19 protein-coding genes and 1 tRNA gene are annotated in these 19,811 nt (G+C 56.2%); 9 read left to right on the top strand and 11 right to left on the bottom strand.

The window, feature by feature from the left end; all coding sequences use genetic code 11:
- Positions 1-2 precede the first annotated feature (2 nt).
- From pyk to rimO, 3 genes are all read right to left on the bottom strand, one after another.
- Positions 3-1,442, bottom strand: a complete 1,440-nt coding sequence (pyk, locus tag HNR62_RS07470; RefSeq protein ID WP_204795453.1) for a pyruvate kinase — start codon at positions 1,440-1,442, stop codon at positions 3-5.
- A gap of 313 nt (positions 1,443-1,755) precedes the next feature.
- The gene (locus tag HNR62_RS07465) at positions 1,756-2,607 is read right to left on the bottom strand and encodes a MurR/RpiR family transcriptional regulator (RefSeq protein WP_204795452.1); all 852 of its coding nucleotides are present in this window, start codon (positions 2,605-2,607) and stop codon (positions 1,756-1,758) included.
- Positions 2,608-2,876: 269 nt separating this feature from the next.
- Complete coding sequence (rimO, locus tag HNR62_RS07460; protein WP_204795451.1) at positions 2,877-4,199, bottom strand: 30S ribosomal protein S12 methylthiotransferase RimO; 1,323 nt, start codon at positions 4,197-4,199, stop codon at positions 2,877-2,879.
- A gap of 612 nt (positions 4,200-4,811) precedes the next feature.
- On the opposite strand from rimO, the gene HNR62_RS07455 reads away from it, so the two are divergent.
- Complete coding sequence (locus HNR62_RS07455; RefSeq protein WP_204795450.1) at positions 4,812-6,104, top strand: GGDEF domain-containing protein; 1,293 nt, start codon at positions 4,812-4,814, stop codon at positions 6,102-6,104.
- 71 nt (positions 6,105-6,175) lie between these two features.
- Here the strand turns inward: HNR62_RS07455 and HNR62_RS07450 are convergent, their stop codons facing one another.
- Positions 6,176-6,385, bottom strand: a complete 210-nt coding sequence (locus HNR62_RS07450; RefSeq protein ID WP_239552676.1) for a hypothetical protein — start codon at positions 6,383-6,385, stop codon at positions 6,176-6,178.
- Between the two features lie 53 nt (positions 6,386-6,438).
- On the bottom strand, positions 6,439-6,636 hold the full coding sequence (locus HNR62_RS16440) for a hypothetical protein (protein WP_204795501.1): 198 nt from the start codon (positions 6,634-6,636) through the stop codon (positions 6,439-6,441).
- A 295-nt stretch (positions 6,637-6,931) separates the two neighbouring features.
- Between HNR62_RS16440 and HNR62_RS07440 the strand changes: the two genes are divergently transcribed.
- A complete protein-coding gene (locus HNR62_RS07440) occupies positions 6,932-7,342 on the top strand; it encodes an RAD23 family protein (RefSeq protein WP_204795449.1) in 411 nt (136 codons plus the stop codon).
- A gap of 48 nt (positions 7,343-7,390) precedes the next feature.
- On the opposite strand, the gene HNR62_RS07435 is transcribed toward HNR62_RS07440, so the two are convergent.
- On the bottom strand, positions 7,391-8,074 hold the full coding sequence (locus HNR62_RS07435; RefSeq protein WP_204795448.1) for a heavy metal response regulator transcription factor: 684 nt from the start codon (positions 8,072-8,074) through the stop codon (positions 7,391-7,393).
- 196 nt (positions 8,075-8,270) lie between these two features.
- On the opposite strand from HNR62_RS07435, the gene HNR62_RS07430 reads away from it, so the two are divergent.
- From HNR62_RS07430 to HNR62_RS07415, 4 genes are all read left to right on the top strand, one after another.
- Entirely contained in the window at positions 8,271-10,109 is a 1,839-nt protein-coding gene (locus HNR62_RS07430; RefSeq protein ID WP_204795447.1) for a copper resistance system multicopper oxidase, read from the top strand.
- A 26-nt stretch (positions 10,110-10,135) separates the two neighbouring features.
- Positions 10,136-11,071 (top strand): copper resistance protein B, encoded by a 936-nt coding sequence (locus HNR62_RS07425; RefSeq protein ID WP_239552671.1) that lies wholly within the window; start codon positions 10,136-10,138, stop codon positions 11,069-11,071.
- Positions 11,072-11,114: 43 nt separating this feature from the next.
- Positions 11,115-11,600: a cupredoxin domain-containing protein gene (locus HNR62_RS07420; RefSeq protein ID WP_239552670.1), complete on the top strand. Its 486-nt coding sequence runs from the start codon at positions 11,115-11,117 to the stop codon at positions 11,598-11,600.
- A gap of 115 nt (positions 11,601-11,715) precedes the next feature.
- Positions 11,716-12,063 (top strand): c-type cytochrome, encoded by a 348-nt coding sequence (locus HNR62_RS07415; protein ID WP_239552669.1) that lies wholly within the window; start codon positions 11,716-11,718, stop codon positions 12,061-12,063.
- A 4-nt stretch (positions 12,064-12,067) separates the two neighbouring features.
- Here the strand turns inward: HNR62_RS07415 and HNR62_RS07410 are convergent, their stop codons facing one another.
- Positions 12,068-13,648 (bottom strand): heavy metal sensor histidine kinase, encoded by a 1,581-nt coding sequence (locus HNR62_RS07410; protein WP_239552668.1) that lies wholly within the window; start codon positions 13,646-13,648, stop codon positions 12,068-12,070.
- Positions 13,649-13,880: 232 nt separating this feature from the next.
- Positions 13,881-14,462 (bottom strand): superoxide dismutase [Fe], encoded by a 582-nt coding sequence (gene sodB / locus HNR62_RS07405; RefSeq protein ID WP_204795445.1) that lies wholly within the window; start codon positions 14,460-14,462, stop codon positions 13,881-13,883.
- A gap of 363 nt (positions 14,463-14,825) precedes the next feature.
- On the opposite strand from sodB, the gene HNR62_RS07400 reads away from it, so the two are divergent.
- Positions 14,826-15,164 (top strand): Grx4 family monothiol glutaredoxin, encoded by a 339-nt coding sequence (locus HNR62_RS07400; RefSeq protein ID WP_071471778.1) that lies wholly within the window; start codon positions 14,826-14,828, stop codon positions 15,162-15,164.
- Positions 15,165-15,293: 129 nt separating this feature from the next.
- Here the strand turns inward: HNR62_RS07400 and HNR62_RS07395 are convergent, their stop codons facing one another.
- The 3 genes from HNR62_RS07395 to HNR62_RS07385 all read right to left on the bottom strand — a co-directional run bounded on the left by HNR62_RS07395 (position 15,294) and on the right by HNR62_RS07385 (position 18,619).
- Positions 15,294-15,623 (bottom strand): TusE/DsrC/DsvC family sulfur relay protein, encoded by a 330-nt coding sequence (locus HNR62_RS07395; protein WP_204795444.1) that lies wholly within the window; start codon positions 15,621-15,623, stop codon positions 15,294-15,296.
- 57 nt (positions 15,624-15,680) lie between these two features.
- Positions 15,681-17,840 (bottom strand): YccS family putative transporter, encoded by a 2,160-nt coding sequence (gene yccS, locus HNR62_RS07390; protein WP_204795443.1) that lies wholly within the window; start codon positions 17,838-17,840, stop codon positions 15,681-15,683.
- A 119-nt stretch (positions 17,841-17,959) separates the two neighbouring features.
- Positions 17,960-18,619: a Bax inhibitor-1/YccA family protein gene (locus HNR62_RS07385; RefSeq protein WP_204795442.1), complete on the bottom strand. Its 660-nt coding sequence runs from the start codon at positions 18,617-18,619 to the stop codon at positions 17,960-17,962.
- Positions 18,620-18,943: 324 nt separating this feature from the next.
- Here HNR62_RS07385 and HNR62_RS07380 point away from each other — a divergent pair.
- A tRNA-Ser gene (locus HNR62_RS07380) sits at positions 18,944-19,034 on the top strand.
- A 75-nt stretch (positions 19,035-19,109) separates the two neighbouring features.
- Positions 19,110-19,772: a TIGR01621 family pseudouridine synthase gene (locus tag HNR62_RS07375; RefSeq protein WP_204795441.1), complete on the top strand. Its 663-nt coding sequence runs from the start codon at positions 19,110-19,112 to the stop codon at positions 19,770-19,772.
- Positions 19,773-19,811: the final 39 nt, after the last annotated feature.

Below are 19,811 nucleotides of genomic sequence, written 5' to 3'. Positions count from 1 at the left end.
GCTTATTCGACGATCAGGATCTTGCAGGTGTTGGTGCTGCCGACCACTTCCATGGTATCGCCATGGGTGAGCAGTACCAGGTCACCGCTGTTCACGTAACCGGCTTTCTTCAGGGTTGCCAGCGCTTCACGACTGATTTCGGTGCTGCTCTTGGTTGAATCGCTCTTGAAGTAAACCGGCGTCACACCGCGGTACATATTGCTCCAGGCCAGGGTCTTTTCTTCACCCGACAGGGAGAAAATCGGCAGACCGGAGCTCACGCGAGACAGCAGCAGCGGCGTGGTGCCGGAGCGAGTCAGCGCGACGATGGCCTTCACGCCCTGCAGGTGGTTGGCCGCATACATGGTAGACATGGCGACGGTTTCTTCCACCGAGGTGAAGGTAAAGTTCATGCGGTGGTTGGACACGTTGACGCTGGGGTGCTTTTCGGCGCCCAGACAGACTTCGGCCATGGCTTTCACGGTTTCGACCGGGAAATCGCCGGCGGCGGTTTCGGCAGACAGCATCACCGCATCGGTGCCATCCAGCACGGCGTTGGCCACGTCCATGACTTCGGCACGGGTCGGCAGCGGCGCCGTGATCATCGATTCCATCATCTGGGTGGCGGTAATGACCACACGGTTCAGGCGGCGAGAGGTACGGATCAGCTTCTTCTGAACGCCCACCAGCTCGGAGTCACCGATTTCAACCCCCAGGTCGCCCCGGGCAACCATGACCACGTCGGAGGCCAGGATCACGTCTTCCATGGCGGCATCGGTGGCCACGGCCTCGGCCCGTTCGACTTTGGCCACCATTTTGGCATTGCTGCCGGCGGCACGGGCCAGGTCGCGGGCAATGCGCATGTCTTCACCGGTACGAGGGAAAGACACGGCCAGATAGTCGACACCGATTTTGGCGGCGGTAATGATGTCTTCTTTATCTTTTTCGGTCAGGGCCGGAGCGGAAAGTCCGCCGCCTTTCTTGTTGATGCCCTTGTTGTTGGACAGGGGGCCGGCCACGGTCACTTCGGTCAGTACCTTGTTGCCCTCTACGCCTTCCACCCGCAGTTGCACCCGACCATCGTCGAGCAGCAGAATGTCGCCGGTTTTCACGTCTTTCGGCAGGTCTTTATAGTCGATACCCACCTGGTGCCGGTCGCCGGCCCCCTTGGCCAGATCCGCATCCAGCACGAACTTGTCACCGATGCTGAGCTGGATTTTGCCGTCTTTAAAGGTCGACACGCGGATCTTGGGGCCCTGCAGATCGCCCAGAATAGCGACGTGCTTACCCAGTTTCTTGGCGATGTCACGTACCTGGTTGGCACGCTGCAAGTGATCTTCGGCGGTGCCGTGGGAGAAGTTCATACGCACCACGTTGGCACCGGCCTTGATGATTTCTTCGAGATTATTGTCGCGATCGGTAGCCGGACCCAGGGTAGTAACTATCTTGGTACGTCTTAACATAAGAGACTCCAATTGAAGGGTAGATCACATAAAAAGGGGGAGGTTGCGCGGTATTTAGAACCTGGCAGGCCGCAATAAATAGAAGCACAATGGACGTCTGCAGACGAGAGGGTGACAGCCGGAGAAGATGTCGTGATGACAGACGCTCTATGGGTGTGGAGTGGCTTGCTCACGGTCTGATGCTGCATCCTTGGTTTATGAACCGGGTTTGTGAACCGGGTTTGTGAAATTGTTATCGATAATAACCGAAGAAAATGAATAAGTGTAGGCGGCGTCACATAAATGACCGCTTTTTATGGTCATTTGATCAACATCAAAGATGTGGGTTATCAAAGCGTGAATTTTTGATCCCTTCTTTAACTTTTCTCAGGTTCTCCCGGAATTTGCTGCCACGACGCAAAATAAAGCCGGTGGCCAGTACGTCAATAAGCACCATTTGAGCCAAACGTGAGGCCATCGGCAGGTAAACGTCGGTGTCCTCCGACACATCCATCGACAATACCATGGTGCATTCCCGCGCAAGAGGAGAGTCTTTGGCAGTCAGGCCGATCACGATGGCATCGTTCTGGCGGGCCAGCTGGGCAATTTCCACCAGCGCCTTGGTGCGGCCGGTGTGAGAGATCAGCACCACTACATCGCCTTCCGAGCTGTTGATGCAGCTCATGCGCATCATCACCACATCGTCGAAACACAGTACCGGCACATTGAAGCGGAAGAATTTGTTCATGGCATCGTGGGCCACGGCCGACGAGGCGCCCAGACCGAAGAAGGACAACTTCTTGGCCTGGGTCAGCAAGTCGACGCAGCGATTGACCGCTTGTGGATCCAGGGTGTTACGGGCCGAGTCCAGACACGCCATGCTGGATTCAAAAATCTTGGCGGTATAGGACTCGGGGCTGTCGTCTTCTTCCACCTGCCGGCTGACATAGGGCGTACCGTTGGCCAGGCTCTGGGCCAGATGCAGCTTGAAGTCGGGGAATCCCTTGGTGTCGAGCCGGCGGCAAAAGCGATTGACGGTCGGCTCGCTCACATCTGCCAGCTTGGCCAGGGTGGCAATGCTGGAATGGATGGCGGTCTGAGGTGAGGCAAGGATCACTTCTGCCACTTTTCTTTCAGACTTGCTGAAACTTTCGATACTTTTTGTAATTTTTTCTAATGTATTCATCTGGACTACCGGGCTCGATGAGACGGGCCAGGACTGACCCTGGACGGCGTGAAAATCAACAACCAGTATACAGGACAATCGATTGGCTGAAGAGTCTCACTGGACCAAAGTATGACTGAGTTCGAGAAAAACCATGGCCGGATGAAAATAGCAGCAACAGAAATGTTGTTTAGCAACAAATACAGTGAAATAGCTATCAGTTTATGGATACAAAAGAGACGGATATAAAAAAGCCCCGTTGCCGGGGCTGTTGCAGGAGGTGATGGCGATCAGGCCAGTTCACCCCAGAGATCGTATTCGTCGGAGTGGGTGATGGTGACCTGTACCATCTGGCCGGGAGTCAGGCCGGTTTCGCCGTTCAGATAGACGACACCGTCGATTTCCGGCGCATCGGCGCTGGAACGACCGATGGCGCCTTCTTCGTCCACCTCGTCGATCAACACCTGTACCACCTTGCCCACTTTCTGCGCCAGCTTGCGGGTAGAAATAGACTGTTGCAGCGACATGAAGCGCTCGAACCGTTCCTGCTTGACGTCTTCCGGTACCGGATCCGCCAGCTCGTTGGCGCGGGCGCCTTCTACCGGGCTGTAGGTAAAGCAACCGACCCGATCCAGCTCGGCCTGCTCGATGAAGTCGAGCAGCATCTGGAAGTCTTCCTCGGTCTCGCCGGGAAAGCCGACGATGAAGGTGGAGCGAATGGTGATCTCCGGGCAGATTTCACGCCAGCTGCGGATCCGCTCCAGGGTGCGATCCACGGCGCCGGGGCGCTTCATCAGCTTGAGGATGCGCGGGCTGGCGTGCTGCAGCGGAATATCCAGGTAGGGCAGCAGCTTGCCGTCGCGCATCAGCGGGATCAGATTATCCACACTCGGGTAGGGATACACATAATGCAGCCGCACCCAGACGCCCATCTTGCCCAGCTCTTCGCACAGGGCCTGAATATGAGTCTTGACCGGCATGCCGTCGGCGAAACCGGTCTTGTGCTTCACATCAACCCCGTAGGCGGAGGTATCCTGGGAGATCACCAGCAGCTCCTTCACACCGGCGTCGACCAGGCGACGGGCTTCGCTCAGCACATCGCCGATGGGGCGGCTGTCCAGATCGCCGCGCATCGAGGGAATGATGCAGAAGGTGCACTTGTGATTACAGCCTTCGGATATCTTCAGGTAGGCGAAATGCTTGGGCGTGAGCTTGACGCCCTGTGCCGGTACCAGATTGACGAAGGGGTTGTATTCCGGACGCGGCACATAGCGGTGCACGTGCTCCAGTACCTGCTCGTAGGAATGGGGGCCGGTAATTTCCAGCACCTTGGGGTGCACTTCGCGGATCTGATCTTCCTTGGCGCCCAGACAGCCGGTGACGATGACCTTGCCGTTTTCGCTCAGGGCCTCGCCCACCGCTTCCAGGGATTCCTGCACGGCGCTGTCGATAAAACCGCAAGTATTGACGATCACCAGATCGGCATCATCGTAGGAAGGCACCACCTCATAACCTTCGATACGCAGCTGGGTCAGAATTCGTTCGGAGTCGACCAGATTTTTAGGGCAACCCAGGCTGACGAACCCGATGCGCGGCACTTTGCTGTCTATCATTGCTTGTTTTTTAACCAAATTAACGGGGAGGGCGGCAATTGTAGCGCAAACAGACACGTCAGAACAGTAAACCATCCAGGGCCTCAGCCAGGGCCTAATTACCTGCTTCATTGACGGAGATGGCGGCAATAAACGGGACTCTGTTGTTGGGGGCGCCTCTGCCAGTTCTGGTCCAGATAATTGGCGTCAGCCAACAGTTACTGCCCTCGCAGCTCGGTCACCGAAGGGCACAAATCATGCTCCGAGAGGGTGTCGGCGGCAATGGTCATGCTCACCGGAGCCTGCTCAAGCAATGACATGGCTCGACCCACTATTATTGAGCGACGTGTCTTTTGAATGCGGTATTGAACCGCCGGTGTCAGCAGGGCTGACGCATGCTCGTTTTATGAACGATCAAAGCCTGTTCACAGCATCATATCTGCTCAAAAAATCTAGACTGTATAATTAGCATCCACTAAAATGGATTCGTTCTGGGCCCTTTGATACCCCATTTGGCATCCCATTTGGCATCCCATTTGATACAGCCGTTATTAAGGTGTTTATTTTTTGAACTTTGATGCGTCAGCCCTGCCGGTGTCAGTAGGCAAAAAATATACAACCCAAGGAGGGGATATGCATAAACTGAGTCATCTAGAGCGTGATCCTACTAGTTTGCAGCGGCTGCTGCTGATTTGCGGTGTTGTCTCCATCTTTTTGATATTAAGCCTGACCTGGGTTGGCATACAGCGTGCTGCAACCAACAGCGTATTGACAGAGGCCGAATACGATAGTAATCAGATTGCGAAGCTGATTGTTGCCCAGCACTATAATCTCCTGTTCAGTGATGGCGAGCAAAATATCGCTATGGACAACCATGGATTTAATACCTTTGATCAAACAATCAAAGACATGCTGCACCTCTTCGGGATCGTCAAGATCAAGGTGTTTGATCTCGACGGGGTGATCATCTATAGCACCGATGCCAACATCATCGGTATACGGGTTGAAGACAGTCCTGGCCTGGAGAAGGCCCTGCGCGGGGAGACCGACTCCCACCAAGTGACCAAGGAGCTGGTCATTGACCTGCATGAGGAGCAGCGGTTCGATGTCGATGTCGTGGAAACCTACCTGCCCGTTTACAATATCTCGGGGGAGATCGCGGGTAGTTTTGAGGTATATCTCGATGTCACCCGCTACAGAAATGAGATTTCCTATCGAGTCAGCTCTGCGCTGCTGCTCCTGGCGAGCATTCTTATGGGTGTATTTCTGCTCTCTTTTTGGGTGGTGAATAAGGGCAGCAAGCAGCTTAAAGCTCTGCTCAACCGCTTAGAGCAGCAGGCTATTACCGATACATTGACCGGTTTAATTAACCGAGGTGCCGTGCTCCATCGGGCTGAAGAGGAATTGTCGCGGATGCAACGACACGTACCGCAGGAGCCCGTTAACAGTCTGGGGGTGATCATGGTCGACCTCGATTTTTTTAAAGCTGTTAACGACACCTACGGCCATCAAGTCGGAGATGAGGTGTTGCGCGAGATGTCTCGGCGTGTCACCGCGCGCTTGCGTGAATATGATGTTTTCGGGCGCTATGGCGGGGAAGAGTTTCTGGTCCTGACCCCCGGTTGCACTCGCGAGGAAGCCATGATGCTTGCCGAACGTATCCGCCGCTGCCTGGCCGATGCACCCATTATCATCGGCAAACATAGACTCGAAATAACAGTCAGCCTTGGCGTAACCTGCTGTCTAAATCCAGAGGAGGGATTTGAGTCGGCGCTGTCTCGCGCCGACCACGCACTCTACGAGGCCAAGCATTTAGGACGAAACAGGGCCGTCTTTTCTGGTATCCAACAGGTGTGGGATGTCGACGGTGTCAGTCAGGACGTGGTCAAGCCCATTGGCGACAGCCTTTATGGTGTGGACATCTAGGAAGGTAAGGGCCGGGGGCATATAGGTAAGCGTGGATCACTCGCTGGCAATTTATACCAACTCCCGAAGAGCTAACCTTTGTGGTCTCCTGTCCCTCTGATTCCATCATGCAATGTCGCAATGAGCGGACAGGTGATATCGCCCTGCTGTGCGTGGCATTGGTCGACCATTTCGGCCAGCACTTTCTCGATTTTCTCCAGCCTGTCGATCTTTTTACGCATGTCCCAAAGCTTGTACTCGGCAAGATCGCTGGCTTCCTGACAGTGGGTGCGTTCTTCCAGCCGGAGCAGGTCGCCGATTTCGTCGAGACTAAAGCCATCCCTTTACCCATAAGTCAGCCCAATAATTCCTTTGTTTCTTGTATGGCACAGACCATATCATGACAACGTTCCAGGCCCAGCCACAGCGTTTGTAACCCGGGTTCGCCATCTCCCTTTCCCGGTGTTGTGCGTTGCCGCTCGCTCCAGCCACGGCAGGCGGCGGTGATGCTTTTGCCTGGTTGTGTGGCCAGGGTGTCAACGACCTTGACCAGTCGCTGATTTAATCACTCATCACCCAGATCTGCCGTGGCAAACTCCTGCTCAACCCAACTTGCCATGCCACCCGCCGCTATGTCTGTTGTTCAGTGATGCTGATGATACTCACTCAGGGACTTATGGGTAAAGGGATGGGCCATGGTGGGCGAGGGAGCATACCCGGGGGCGAGGCAACATAAAAATGACAAATCTGTAATGAAGCGTTGCCGCTGTTCTGTCCAACTAGACTGAACATTGCAGCTACCGGAGATAGCTTTGGGTTCTATCCGGATGGGAGATAGGGAAAATATCATGAAAAAATTGGTCAGGATGTTGATGGTCACCGCTGTCATGGCAGGTCCAGTGCTTGCCGACAGTCATCAGTCGCAGTCAGGGGCACATCGACACGGCGCTATGATGGGCATGATGAACCAGGAACAGATGCAGACCATGCATCAGCATATGGAAAAAATGCAGGCTTTAATGGCAGAAATAAATCAGGAAAGCGATCCCGAAAAGCGCAGGGCATTGATGCAGACCCATAGGCAGAGCATGCGGGAGGGAATGCAGATGATGAAAGGTCAGGGAGGTATGGGGTCGGGTCGCAAAGGGATGTCACCCATGGGCATGGAAGAGCGTATGGGCATGATGGAGCAGCGTATGAACATGATGCACATGATGATGGAGCAGATGATGGATCATGATGTGGCGGAGGAAAGGTAAGCACTGTTTCCTCCGCCAGAACAGCAAGGTGTTGCCGATATGCAGCGGCTAGCCGTGATTCGGCAGGTCCAGGGTATATCCCATGCCGCGCACGGTTTGGATCAACTTGGGCTCAAAATCGTCATCAATTTTAGCCCGTAAACGGCGGATGGCCACATCGATGACATTGGTATCACTGTCGAAGTTCATGTCCCACACCAGGGATGCGATCAGGGAGCGGGGCAGCACTTCTCCCTGCCTGCGCACCAGCAGCTCAAGCAAGGCAAATTCTTTATTGGTCAGGGTGATGCGTTCACCCGCCCGGATTGCCCGGCGCCTGGTCAACTCCAGGGTCAGGTCGGCGACATGCAGGCAGTCTTTCAAGGTCGATGTGGCTCCCCTGCGCAACAGGGTACGTACCCGGGCCAGTAATTCCGAAAAGGCGAACGGCTTGACCAGATAGTCATCCGCGCCCAGTTCCAGGCCTTTGACCCTGTCTTCCACGCTGTCGCGAGCGGTTAAAAACAGCACGGGCATCTGCTTATCTTCGTTCCTTAATGACTGAAGGAGCTGCCAACCATCAATGTCCGGCAGCATCACATCCAGAATGACGAGATCGTAGGGCTCGTTCATTGCCTGATATTGCCCGTCCGTCCCGTTGCGTGCCAGATCAACCACAAAACCGGCTTCGTTCAGGCCACGTTGCAGGTAATCGCCGGTCTTGATTTCATCTTCGATAATCAGAAGTTTCATGTGAGTTCTTGTTGTGCTTGCTCGGATAGCTGACAGCCTATCAGAAAAAATAGGGGAGACCAGCAGCAGCCAAGGAACGCAGGCTGCCACACTTTACATGACAAATTTGTAATGGCGGGGTCATCTGTGGGACAGCCGCCAACCGGTATGCTGAAGACTCCGGATAACCCATTTTTAATAAAAAGGGCAGATTGTTATGAAGCTTTCTTCTAACAGGCCGAATTTACCCCGCCGTCGATTTGTTCAAGGTCTGGCCGCCGGTGGAGTGGTGTTGGGCATGGCGCCCATGCTAAGACCGGCCCAGGCCGCCAGCCCGGGCACCCTGACCGGCGACGTTCCCGTGCTGACCGGTACCGAATTCGATCTGGTGATCGATGAAACCCCGGTCAACTTCACCGGCAAGGCGCGCATGGCCACCACCATCAACGGCTCTATCCCGGGGCCCACCCTGCGCATGCGTGAAGGAGACGAGGTCACCATCCGCGTTACCAACCGGCTCAAGGAGCCGACCTCCATTCACTGGCACGGTATCATACTGCCCTACCAGATGGACGGGGTGCCGGGCATCAGCTTCCCCGGTATTGCCCCCGGCGAGACCTTTACCTATCGGTTCACGCTGGAGCAGAGCGGCACCTACTGGTATCACTCTCATTCGGGCATGCAGGAGCTGACCGGCATGTACGGTGGCCTGATCATCGACCCGGCCGAAGGCGAGACCATTCAGGCCGACCGTGAGCACCTGGTGCTGCTGTCCGACTGGACCGACGAAAACCCGATGCGGGTGTTCGGTAAACTCAAGAATCAGGGCGATTTCTACAACTTCAATCAACCCACCGTATTCGACTTCTTCCGCGATGTCTCCAGCGACGGTCTGAAGGCGGCACTGAGCAAGCGGCAGATGTGGAACGAGATGAGAATGAGCCCGAGCGATCTGGCGGACTTGTCATCCCAGACCCTGACCTACCTGATGAACGGCACCACGCCTGCCGGCAACTGGACGGCCCTGTTCAAGCAGGGGGAGCGGGTGCGGTTGCGCTTTATCAATGGTGCCGGTAACAGCTTTTATGATGTGCGTATTCCCGGGCTCAAGATGACGGTGGTACAGGCCGACGGCCTGAATGTCGAGCCGGTAACGGTGGATGAATTTCGCTTCGGCCCCGGCGAAACCTATGATGTTATCGTCGAGCCCACCGCCGAGGCCTATACCCTGTTCGCCCAGGCGATGGACAGGACCGGCTATGCCAGTGGCACCCTGGCCACGCGCGAGGGGCTGCTTGCCATCATACCCGAGCTGGACCCACCCCAGAATCTGACGATGGCCGATATGATGGGTGACATGGGTGACATGGGTGACATGGGTGACATGGACCATGGCGGTATGGATATGGGCGGCATGGTCCATGGCGGTATGGATATGGGCGCCATGACTGGAATGGACCATAGCGGCATGGAGATGGGCGCCATGACTGGAATGGATCATGGTGCCATGGCCGGCGGTCTGGCCAAGGCGAGTCGTGAAGTGCGCCATGCCCGTAGCGAATACGGTCCCAGCGTGGATATGCGGGTGGATACGCCACGTACCAATCTGGACGATCCCGGTGTGGGGCTGCGCAACAACGGCCGTCGGGTACTGACCCTGGCCGACTTGCGCACCCCGGGCGGCCCCATGGACCCACGGCCACCGGAGCGGGAAATAGAGCTGCACCTGACCGGCAACATGGAGCGTTATACCTGGTCCTTCGACGGGGTCGAGTTCGGCAGTTCCACCCCGGTTCACCTGAACTACGGCGAACGGGTGCGTATTATTCTGCACAATGACACCATGATGACCCACCCCATGCATCTGCACGGCATGTGGAGCGAGCTGGAGAGTCCGGAGGGGGAGTTTCTGGTACGGCGCCATACCATACAGGTACAACCGGCCCAGCGGATCAGCTTCCTGGTGACTGCCGATGCCCCGGGGCGCTGGGCCTGGCACTGTCATCTTATGTTCCATATGGATGCGGGCATGTTCCGCGAGGTGGTGGTGTCATGAGCCGTATCAACAAAAGGAAAACGTCAATGAAGTCCGGATGGAGCAGCATGCTGCTGGCCTTGACGGCGTTGCCGGCCGGGGTGGCGCTGGCTCAGGGCATGGACCACAGTCAGATGCAGGGCATGGACCACAGTCAGATGCAGGGCATGGACCATGGCCAGGCGCAGGATATGGACCACAGCCAGATGGGAGGCATGGATCATGACAGCATGCAGATGCAGGGTGGCTCGGCGCCCGCCGATGCCCGGGATCCCCATGCCTATTCCGGTGGCTTTACCCTGGAAGAAGGGCCCTATGTTTTGCCCGGCCTGCGGCAACTGCGACTGGCCGACGAACATACTTTTTACGGTGTGCTGGTCGATCGGCTGGAGCGGGTCGACAAGGATGAAGGCCATGCACTGACCTATGATGCTCGCGCCTGGTTTGGTCGTGACTACGACAGGGCGGTGCTCAAGGCCGAAGGCGATATAGACAGTGGTCGACTGGAGGAAGCCAGCACCGAACTGTTATGGAGCCATGCCCTGACCACCTTCTGGAACAGCGAACTGGGTGTTCGTTACGACACCGGCCACGGGCCGGATCAGGGCTGGCTGGCCTTGGGGGTAGCGGGCCTGGCGCCGTACTGGTTCGAGATCGATGCCACCGCCTATCTGGGCGACGACGGACAAACGGCGCTGGCGGTGGAAGGGGAATATGAGCTTTTGCTGACCCAGCGATGGGTACTGCAACCCAGGGCCGAGCTGACCGCCTATGGCAAGGATGATGCCGAGCGCGGTCAGGGCCGTGGCTTGTCCGAACTGGTGGCCGGTGCCCGCCTGCGTTATGAGTTCAGCCGACAGTTCGCTCCCTATGCAGGCTGGGAATGGGCGGCGGCCCTGGGCAACACCGCAGACCTGGTGCGGGAAGAAGGCGAAGCAACCCAGGAAACCCGTTGGGTCGCCGGGGTGCGGTTCTGGTTTTAACCCATCATTATTGCGTGATAAAACGCACATCAAGGAGAGACAGATGAAAAAGACACTACCGGTTTTAATGCTGTCGTTGTTGCCAGGCCTGGCCTTGGCCGCCGGTGAACACGGTGGCCACCAAGGCCATGATATGGCAGCCATGCAGCAGGATATGCACGGCATAGGCCGGCCCGGGAGTTCTGCCGAGGTCAGCCGCACCATCGAAGTGGTGATGAGCGATGATATGCGTTTTTCACCGGCACAAATCGAGGTGAAAGCGGGTGAAACCGTGCGTTTCTTTATTAAAAACCCGGGTAAGCTGACCCATGAGCTGGTGATTGGCAACCTTTCATCGTTGCAGGAGCACGCCGAGATGATGCGCCAGATGCCGGATATGAAACACGCCGAGCCCAATATGATCAGCCTGCAACCGGGTCAGAAAGGCGGCCTGGTCTGGCAGTTTGATCAGGCCGGCACCGTCGACTTTGCCTGCCTGATCCCCGGCCATATGGAAGCGGGCATGAAGGGCCGGGTACAGGTGATGTAAAGGATAATGGTATGGGTAGGCTCCCATGCCATTTTTTAGTCAGCCGAGCAAGAAGGTAAGTAACGCCGTGCACAAAACATCAAAGGCTAACCGCTGGTGGTTATGGGGTACAGGAATGGTGATATTGGCAGCGATCGCCATGGTGGGCAGTCATTTTCTGCCGGGTGACTTGTCCGTCAGAACCGAGCAAATACAGCAGGGCAAGCTGGCTTATAAGGATAACTGCGCCAGCTGTCATGGGGCAGACTTGAAAGGCACTCGCCAGGGACCACCCTTTATTCACAAGGTGTATGAGCCATCCCATCATGGTGACGAGGCCTTTTACCGCGCGGCCGCCAACGGGGTACGCGCCCATCATTGGCGCTTTGGCGACATGCCACCGGTGCCCGGCGTCACCCGCGAAGAAGTTGGCGACATCATTGCCTACATCCGTGCACAGCAGCGGCAACAGGGCATAGAGTAAGCCGTTATTCGATAGTAGTTAACGGGTCTGTGCGGGCAAAATGGGCCGTAAAGCAGGTTTCCCGTTCATTGGAGTATACGGATAAAGTCCCATAGTGCGCGGTGATAATCGCCTTGGCGATAGCCAGGCCAAGCCCGGTGCCCTCGGTGACCGACTGACGGGCACTGTCGGCTCGGTAAAAACGATCGAACAGGCGAGGCCACTGTTCGGGTGGAATGGCCGGACCTGGATTGGCGACCTTAACGGTGGTGCCCTTGCTGTCGTTACATATAGTAATGCGCACGTCGCCTTGCGCCGGTGTATAGCGAATGGCATTGCTCAGCAGGTTGCTGAATGCCCTTTGCAGCATGGATCTGTCACCCAGCAGGTTGGCGCTGCCTTGCCGTTGTAACCGTACCTGCTTTTCACTGGCGAGCGGCTCGAAAAACTCAAGCAATTCGTCCAGTTCATCGGCCAGTTCAAGTGGCTCACGCTGCATGGCCAGCTGGCCCTGCTCCGATTTGGCCAGAAACAGCATTTCACCAATCATTCTCGCCAGTCGCTCGGCTGTTTCCAGATTGGCATAAAGCACTTCCTTATAGTCCTCGGCATCTCGTGGTTGTGCCAGCGCCACCTGAGTTTGCATCATCAGGCTGTTCACCGGTGTACGCAGCTCGTGGGCAATATCGGAAGAGCATTCTGACAGCCGCTGAAATGACGCCTCCAGGCGGTCAAGCATGGTATTGAATGCCTTGATGGGGGCGTAGAGCTCGGAGGGAGCATGATCCAGTGACAAGCGCTGGTTGAGTTGACTGGCGGTCACCTTTTTAGAGACCGATGTCAATTCACGCAGCGGCTTCAATCCTGTCCGGGAGGCAACCCACCCGAGAAAGAGTGAAATTACGCCGATACCCAGGGTAAACCAATACAGCCCATTTTTTATTTCATCGATAAAATGTTGGTGATAACTGGTATCTATGGTGGCACGCACAAGAAAATAGGGGGGGAGCTCGGCCTGCTTCCCTCTACCTTCCGGCACCCACTGCTCCGTTATACTGCGAAAAACGGTGCCCCTATCACGCCAGTTTTCAATGCTTCCCGGGGTTATCCCCCATCTGCCATTCCCCGCTGCCATGCCGGGCTGTGCCGAACCAGGCGGGTGAATATCGGCCAACACCTGGCCTTGTGGATCCAGGATAAGAATATAGAGGCTGTGGTGACCCAGAAGGGCATCATTAAGCTGACGATTCAGGGATGACCAGTCCTGTGCTCCCGACTCGATATGTGCCGACAGGAAGTTTGTGGCCAGTTGCAGCTTGCCGGTGATCTCAGTGTCGTCCTGCTTATCGAAATGGTGACTCAGGGCATGTAACAGCAGTACGCTGACCAGTATCCAGATGCCGAGCATGGTGAGTCCAAACAAAATGCTTAAGCGGGCGGTCAGGGATAGTAAACCTTTCACTCTGGGGCGCGCTCCTGAGCTGATAGTGTCATCTTGCATTGCCTCAACAGGATATGCCGGTTTTTGCAGGCCAAGGGCGTTTACAGTGCACACACCTTGGACGTGGAATGGGCCAATGGTTGTTTGCAACAAGGTTGAAGTCAAGCAAGCGCCGTGTGGTGATTGGGTCAAATCGATGCTTCCCCCGGGGCCACGGACTTCAGCGATTGACCGGCAGGGCTATGGATGAGCTTGCACTTAAACCCGGATTGAGCGTGCCATCAGATAGGCGCCATGGTCATTCGGTTGTGCTACAAGTTCACTTCAAGGCGATAAATAAAAATAGGCAGAAACAAAAACACCCCGGCGAGCCGGGGTGTTTTTCACTAACCGGAACTTATTTGGCGAAGTTTTCTGCCACGAAGTCCCAGTTGACCAGAGCCCAGAAGGCTTTTACATAGTCGGGACGCACGTTGCGGTAGTCGATGTAGTAGGCATGTTCCCATACATCGCAGGTCAGCAGCGGGGTAGCGGCGTCGGTCAGCGGGCAACCGGCGTTGGAGGTGTTGGCGATGGCAACGGAGCCGTCGGCCTTCTTCACCAGCCAGGTCCAGCCGGAGCCGAAGTTGGTCACACAGGATTTGGTGAACTCTTCTTTGAAGGCGTCGAAAGAACCGAAGGTCGCCTTGATGGCATCGGCCAGGGCGCCGGTCGGCTCGCCGCCACCGTTGGGAGCCAGACAGTTCCAGTAGAAGGTGTGGTTCCAGATCTGGGCGGCGTTGTTGAAGATGCCACCGGTAGAAGAGGTGATGATCTCTTCCAGAGACTTGCCTTCGAACTCGGTGCCGGGAACCAGGTTGTTCAGGTTGACCACGTAGGAGTTGTGGTGTTTGCCGTGGTGGTATTCCAGGGTTTCCTGAGAGATATGAGGTTCCAGTGCGTTTTTGGCGTAAGGCAGAGCGGGAAGTTCAAATGCCATTATTATATTCTCCATTTTGATGGTGCCAGCCTTGAGGCTGGTCTCGACATTGCTGACTTGCTTTCTTTCCATGGCGGGACGGCCGACATTTTTAGCCGCAAACCGCTAAATTGCTGAAAGGATTGTAGCAGTTTGCCGGACGGCTAAACAACAACAGCTTTTGTAGGGGTACCCCGGAGCTGAAAGGCACTGAAAAGCGGTGGCTTTCAGTCGAAACGCCATCGGTGTGGGTCTTGCTTCAGGTTAATGCATTGCCAATACCGATTTATGGCGGCCCGCTCTTGTGACCACAGAGGGATAAAGTAGAATGTGGCCTTTAACACATCACGTTTTTTAACATACAGCTGTCTGCTGAGGTGCCCTATGGATACAATTGAAAAAATCAAAACCCAAATCAGTGAAAATCCGATTCTGCTTTACATGAAAGGGTCGCCCAAATTCCCCAGCTGTGGTTTTTCTGCCCAGGCCTCTCAGGCGCTGATGAACTGTGGCGAACCCTTCGCCTACGTGGATATTCTGCAAAACCCGGAAATTCGTGCCGAGCTGCCGAAATACGCCAACTGGCCGACCTTCCCCCAGCTGTGGGTCGACGGTGAGCTGGTGGGTGGTTGCGACATCATCATGGAAATGTTCCAGCAGGGCGAACTGCAGCCGCTGATCAAGGAAACCGCCGCCAAGTATCCCAAGTCGGAACAGGAATAAGCCCCAAGGGCAGCGGTAAGCCATAAGCGTTAAGCGATAAAAAAGCCCGAATCAATTCGGGCTTTTTTATGCTCTCACACCTCACACCTCACACCTCACACCTCACATCTCACACCTCACATCTACGGTCTAGATGCACTTCACCGGTTTTGGCAGGCCGGCGAGCTTGGTGGCCTGTTTGGCCGGACCCTTGGGGAACAGCCGGTACAGGTAACGGCTGTTGCCTTTTTCTTCACCCAGCTCTTTGGCCATGGCCTTGACCAGGGCGCGCATGGCCGGCGAGGTGTTGTATTTGAGATAAAACTCGCGCACGAACTGGATCACTTCCCAGTGTTCGGGAGTCAGCGTAATGCTTTCCTGCTCGGCCAGAATAGCCACCATCTCCGGCTGCCAGTCCCGATGCTGTTTAAGATAGCCCTGGGCATCGGTTTCTATGGTGCGCCCCTCAAACTCGAACATAATCATTCACCTTCTGTCACCTTCTTTCATCTTCTTTGCGCTCATGGAGGCGTGATGTTACCCAAGTCCCGGGCTCGGTGCACCTTCCGCCGGCGCCGGCTGCCGAAAGCCCTGGGCCTGCTGGTAAAGTGCATTCACCAGCAGGGTGACGTGATTCAATAACTGACGGCTGAGGATCAGCCATTCATCGTCGCTATCGGCGTCGATGGTACTGGTCGGCAGCGGCGGATAGTCCGGCAACGCCTCTTCGCTGCGCAGTGCCCGGGCCGAGGCCAGCAGCCGATCCACCAGTTGCTGGATCTGGTCGTCCTGCAAGGGTGCGCTGTGCATGCGATGGGCGCCGAGGGTCGATAGATACGACAGCAGTGCATGGTTGCGATAGGCAATGTCGAAACACAGGTTCAGCCAAAATCGGGGGACGGGTTCTACCCGGATATTCTGCCAGGCCAGCGCCAGCTGATTATCCGCCAGGTGAGCCTGCTTGCGTGGCAGCCGGTAGCCCAGCTCGTCATCCCGGCCATGTTCGAACTGACGGGCAATGGCGGCCAGATAATGAGCGTTGGCTTCCATGGCATCGGCCATCAGCCGGGGCAGGTGGCGGCGCTGCCAGTCGGGCCAGATAAACCAGACCGCGACAAAGGCCAGGGCACAGCCGACCAGGGTGTCCAACAATCGGGGCAGAAACACCGGCTCGGTCACGGCACCTTGCAGGTTGAAGGCCAGCATGACGAAGAGGGTGACGAAGCCCACCGCCCAGCTGTAATAGACCTTGACCTGAGTAAAGAAGATAAAGATGCACAGCAGCAGTATCACCAGCTGGGCACCGACCGAGGGAAAGACGTAAAGCAGGGGAATCGCCGCCACTATGCCGCCGAAGGTTCCCAGGGTACGTTGCATCAGTCGCTTGCGGGTGGCGCTGAAGCTGGGTTTACAGACAAAAAGAATGGTCAGCAGTATCCAGTAACCACGTTCAAGCTCAAGGCCGGTAATCAGGGCATAGCCCAGGGTAAAGCACAGGCTCAGACGCACCCCGTGGCGGAACAAAAGGGCATTGGGATGCAGCAGTGCCCTGAGTTTGGGCCAGAATGGCATCGGCTGCGGACGCGCCAGCTCGATGGATACCGCCTCGGGCAGTGGCTCACGCCGGGTCAGGGCCTCGGCCCGTAGCAGTGATTGATGCAGGTCCGCCATGTTGCGGCTCAGAAACTTCATCGGGCTGAGCAGGGAGCGTGGGTAGTGGCGTTTGAGGTGACTGTAATCCAGTTGATCCTGCAGGGCGCTCAGTTCCCAGGTGATGCGTTTGCTGTGCTGATAGGCATTATGGGTGAGAATGGCGTAGCCGAGCCGATAGCAGGCTTCGCCCAGCTCCTCCAGCAGGGTCTGGTAGCCGACCAGCACATCGACCTGCTTCAGATCCTGATTCAGCTGCTGATAGGGATGATGGCTGGAGGTGGCGCGTTCGTGCATTTCCTGCACCAGCAGATAGAGAGCCAGCAGTCGGCTCGGCTCCTGCTCTTGCTCCTGTTTTCCCTGGCCCTGAATACGGAGGCTCAGCATTTGCTTGGTGTTTTCCAGGGCGCTGACCAGTTGAATGTTGATCTGAGCCAATTGATGCCGCCGGTGCTGATGCTGCTCTGTGGGACTGTCGAAGAAACGGGACTTTTCCAGTAGATAACGAGACAGCGCGAAGTAGCACTGGGCCAGTTGTTCGTGTACCTGTTTGTAGGGCCAGACCAGCAGCACCAGCCAGGACAGGAGGCCATACCAGGCCGCTCCCAGGGTCAGCAGCAGCGGCTGGTACCAGAAGGAAGGGCTGTCGGCATGGCCCTGCATGGCATAGAGCGATATCAGCAGGGTGCCGAATCCCAGGCTACCGGCGGCCGGTCCCCAGGCACCTATCAGGATCAGCACCAGGGTGCTGAGCACCAGCAGGGGACCGAACAACAGGGGACTGTCGATGAACAGGTTCACCAGGGTGATGGCGCTGAAAAAGCACAGCAGGCTCAGCAGCAGGTGGCGTAGTCGCCCCTTTGGGGCCTGATCCACCTCGCTCAGGGCGCCGGCCATGGCGCCCAGGGCAAGGGTCATGGCGGCGGATGTCTGATCCAGCCACCAGCCGGGCAGCACCAGACTGGTCATGGTCAGCAGCACTTTCAGAGCGAAGAAAAAATGGCTGTCAGTAAAGACTCGCCTGAGCCAGATTATTGCGGGTGACATAGGGTGACTTCACGGTACCGAACAGGTCTTCGATAATACTCGACTTGTCGCCGAACAACAGCGGCGGCGCCCACAAAAAAGCCCCCGCAGGGGCTTTTTTACCGAGGTACGGGCAAGAATCAGTCTCGGCTCAGGCCCAGCAGTTGCAGCAGGCTGAGGAAGATGTTGAAGATGGACACATACAGGGTCACGGTGGCGGAAATATAGTTCTGCTCGCCGCCGTGAATGATGGCGCTGGTCTGCATCAGGATGGCACCGGACGAGAACAGAATAAAGAGGGCACTCAGCGCCAGGCTAAGGGCCGGCAGGGCCAGGAAGATATTGGCGACGATGCCGACCAGCAGCACCACAAAACCCGCCATCATCATGCCACCGAGGAAGGACATGTCCTTGCGGGTGGTCAGTACATAGGCCGACAGCGACAGGAAGGTCAGGGCGGTACCACCCAGTGCCAGCATCACGGTTTCGGTACCGGAGCTGGTGCTCAGGTAATAGTTGATGATGGGCCCTATGGTGTAACCGGTGAAGGCGGTAAAGGCGAAGATGAACAGCAGACCCAGGCCGCTGTTGCGGTTACGCTCGGTCAGGTACATCAGACCGTAGAAACCGACCAGGGTAATGATAAGACCCGGGCGGGGCAGGGCCAGCATGGCGCTGACGCCGGCCGACAACGAGGCCACGACCAGCGTCAGGCCCAGCAGCATATAGGTGTTGCGCAGTACCTTGTTGGTGGCCAACGCACCCGACTGGGTACGGGTCAGAGTATTGTTGTATCGCATTGTTCAGACTCCTTATGTGTGTCCAAAGCTTCTGTTTGGTTGTTGCTTAGTTATTACTTAGTTATTACTTAGTTATTGTTTGGCTGTTGCTTAGTTATTGTTTAGCTATGTATGCTGATAAATCAGCATAGTAGATAAAAACAGCATAAAAATAATACCGTCCATTTGGACATAACCTGACCCGGTTGTCGAGTCTTCTGTGCCCGAATTCAAGCGGTTGCTTCGTTAATCGGCGCCATTGTGGCCATTAAATGTTCATTCGCACCGACAGCGGTATTTATCGGTTTACAAGCGCGGTCGGCCTTGGGTAGTATGCACGGCGTCGGAGGGGTGGCAGAGTGGTTGAATGCACCGGTCTTGAAAACCGGCATGGGTTTATAGCCCATCCAGGGTTCAAATCCCTGCTCCTCCGCCATACCACAGAAAAGCCCGCTGCGTTTATTCGCAGCGGGCTTTTTGCATTTTCCCGTTCAGCGCTCAAAGGCCGGTTATGGATATTCTGCTGGAACATCGAGATTACCTTGTTATCAACAAGGCGGCCGGCATCGGCATGCATCAGGAAGGGGATCAGCCGGGGTTGGTGCGCCAGCTCAGCGAGACCCTGGGCGAGCCGCTTTATCCGGTACATCGACTGGACAAGATCACCACCGGCGTCTTGCTGCTGGCCCGAAACCCGGATGCCAATCGTGAACTCAGCCGTCAGTTTGCCGAACGCAGCACCCGCAAATGGTATCTGGCGCTGTCGGATCACAAGCCGACCAAAAAGCAGGGCCTGATCAAGGGCGATATGGAAAAGGCCCGTGGCGGCAGCTGGAAGTTGTGCCGTAGTCTGCATAATCCGGCCATTACCCGTTTTCACAGCACCTTGCTGGTTGAGGGCCTGCGCGCCTTTTTACTGCAGCCCCAGACCGGCAAGACCCACCAGTTGCGGGTGGCGCTGAAAAGCCAGGGTTGTGCCATTCTGGGTGACAGCCGCTACGGCGGCAGCGTGGCAGACAGGGGCTACCTGCATGCCTGGCAACTGAGCTTCTCTTATCGAGGCGAGCGAGTCACGGTGCGGGCACCATTGACCGAAGGTGAACATTTCATCGGCCACACCGCCGAGCTGGAAAGCTGGGCCTCGGAAATAATGGCGGCCATAAAAATCAACTAAACTCGGTCATCCTTCCCGATCACCAAAATCGCGACAAGG

It is taken from the genome of Oceanisphaera litoralis (assembly GCF_016907015.1).
Classification (GTDB): Bacteria; Pseudomonadota; Gammaproteobacteria; order Enterobacterales; family Aeromonadaceae; genus Oceanimonas; species Oceanimonas litoralis.
The sequence above is the reverse complement of the archived record's forward strand: the minus strand, read 5'-3'. Positions and strand labels throughout refer to the sequence as shown.

Excerpts from the sequence above, each read along its gene's own strand:
- HNR62_RS07395 (WP_204795444.1), bottom strand. The coding sequence starts at position 15,623 with ATGTTCGAGTTTGAGGGGCGCACCATAGAAACCGATGCCCAGGGCTAT.
- HNR62_RS07400 (WP_071471778.1), top strand. The coding sequence starts at position 14,826 with ATGGATACAATTGAAAAAATCAAAACCCAAATCAGTGAAAATCCGATT.
- sodB (WP_204795445.1), bottom strand. The coding sequence starts at position 14,462 with ATGGCATTTGAACTTCCCGCTCTGCCTTACGCCAAAAACGCACTGGAA.
- HNR62_RS07415 (WP_239552669.1), top strand. The coding sequence starts at position 11,716 with ATGGTGATATTGGCAGCGATCGCCATGGTGGGCAGTCATTTTCTGCCG.
- HNR62_RS07385 (WP_204795442.1), bottom strand. The coding sequence starts at position 18,619 with ATGCGATACAACAATACTCTGACCCGTACCCAGTCGGGTGCGTTGGCC.
- HNR62_RS07375 (WP_204795441.1), top strand. The coding sequence starts at position 19,110 with ATGGATATTCTGCTGGAACATCGAGATTACCTTGTTATCAACAAGGCG.
- yccS (WP_204795443.1), bottom strand. The coding sequence starts at position 17,840 with ATGTCACCCGCAATAATCTGGCTCAGGCGAGTCTTTACTGACAGCCAT.
- HNR62_RS07440 (WP_204795449.1), top strand. The coding sequence starts at position 6,932 with ATGAAAAAATTGGTCAGGATGTTGATGGTCACCGCTGTCATGGCAGGT.
- rimO (WP_204795451.1), bottom strand. The coding sequence starts at position 4,199 with ATGATAGACAGCAAAGTGCCGCGCATCGGGTTCGTCAGCCTGGGTTGC.
- HNR62_RS07430 (WP_204795447.1), top strand. The coding sequence starts at position 8,271 with ATGAAGCTTTCTTCTAACAGGCCGAATTTACCCCGCCGTCGATTTGTT.
- HNR62_RS07455 (WP_204795450.1), top strand. The coding sequence starts at position 4,812 with ATGCATAAACTGAGTCATCTAGAGCGTGATCCTACTAGTTTGCAGCGG.
- HNR62_RS07465 (WP_204795452.1), bottom strand. The coding sequence starts at position 2,607 with ATGAATACATTAGAAAAAATTACAAAAAGTATCGAAAGTTTCAGCAAG.
- HNR62_RS07435 (WP_204795448.1), bottom strand. The coding sequence starts at position 8,074 with ATGAAACTTCTGATTATCGAAGATGAAATCAAGACCGGCGATTACCTG.
- pyk (WP_204795453.1), bottom strand. The coding sequence starts at position 1,442 with ATGTTAAGACGTACCAAGATAGTTACTACCCTGGGTCCGGCTACCGAT.
- HNR62_RS07420 (WP_239552670.1), top strand. The coding sequence starts at position 11,115 with ATGAAAAAGACACTACCGGTTTTAATGCTGTCGTTGTTGCCAGGCCTG.
- HNR62_RS07425 (WP_239552671.1), top strand. The coding sequence starts at position 10,136 with ATGAAGTCCGGATGGAGCAGCATGCTGCTGGCCTTGACGGCGTTGCCG.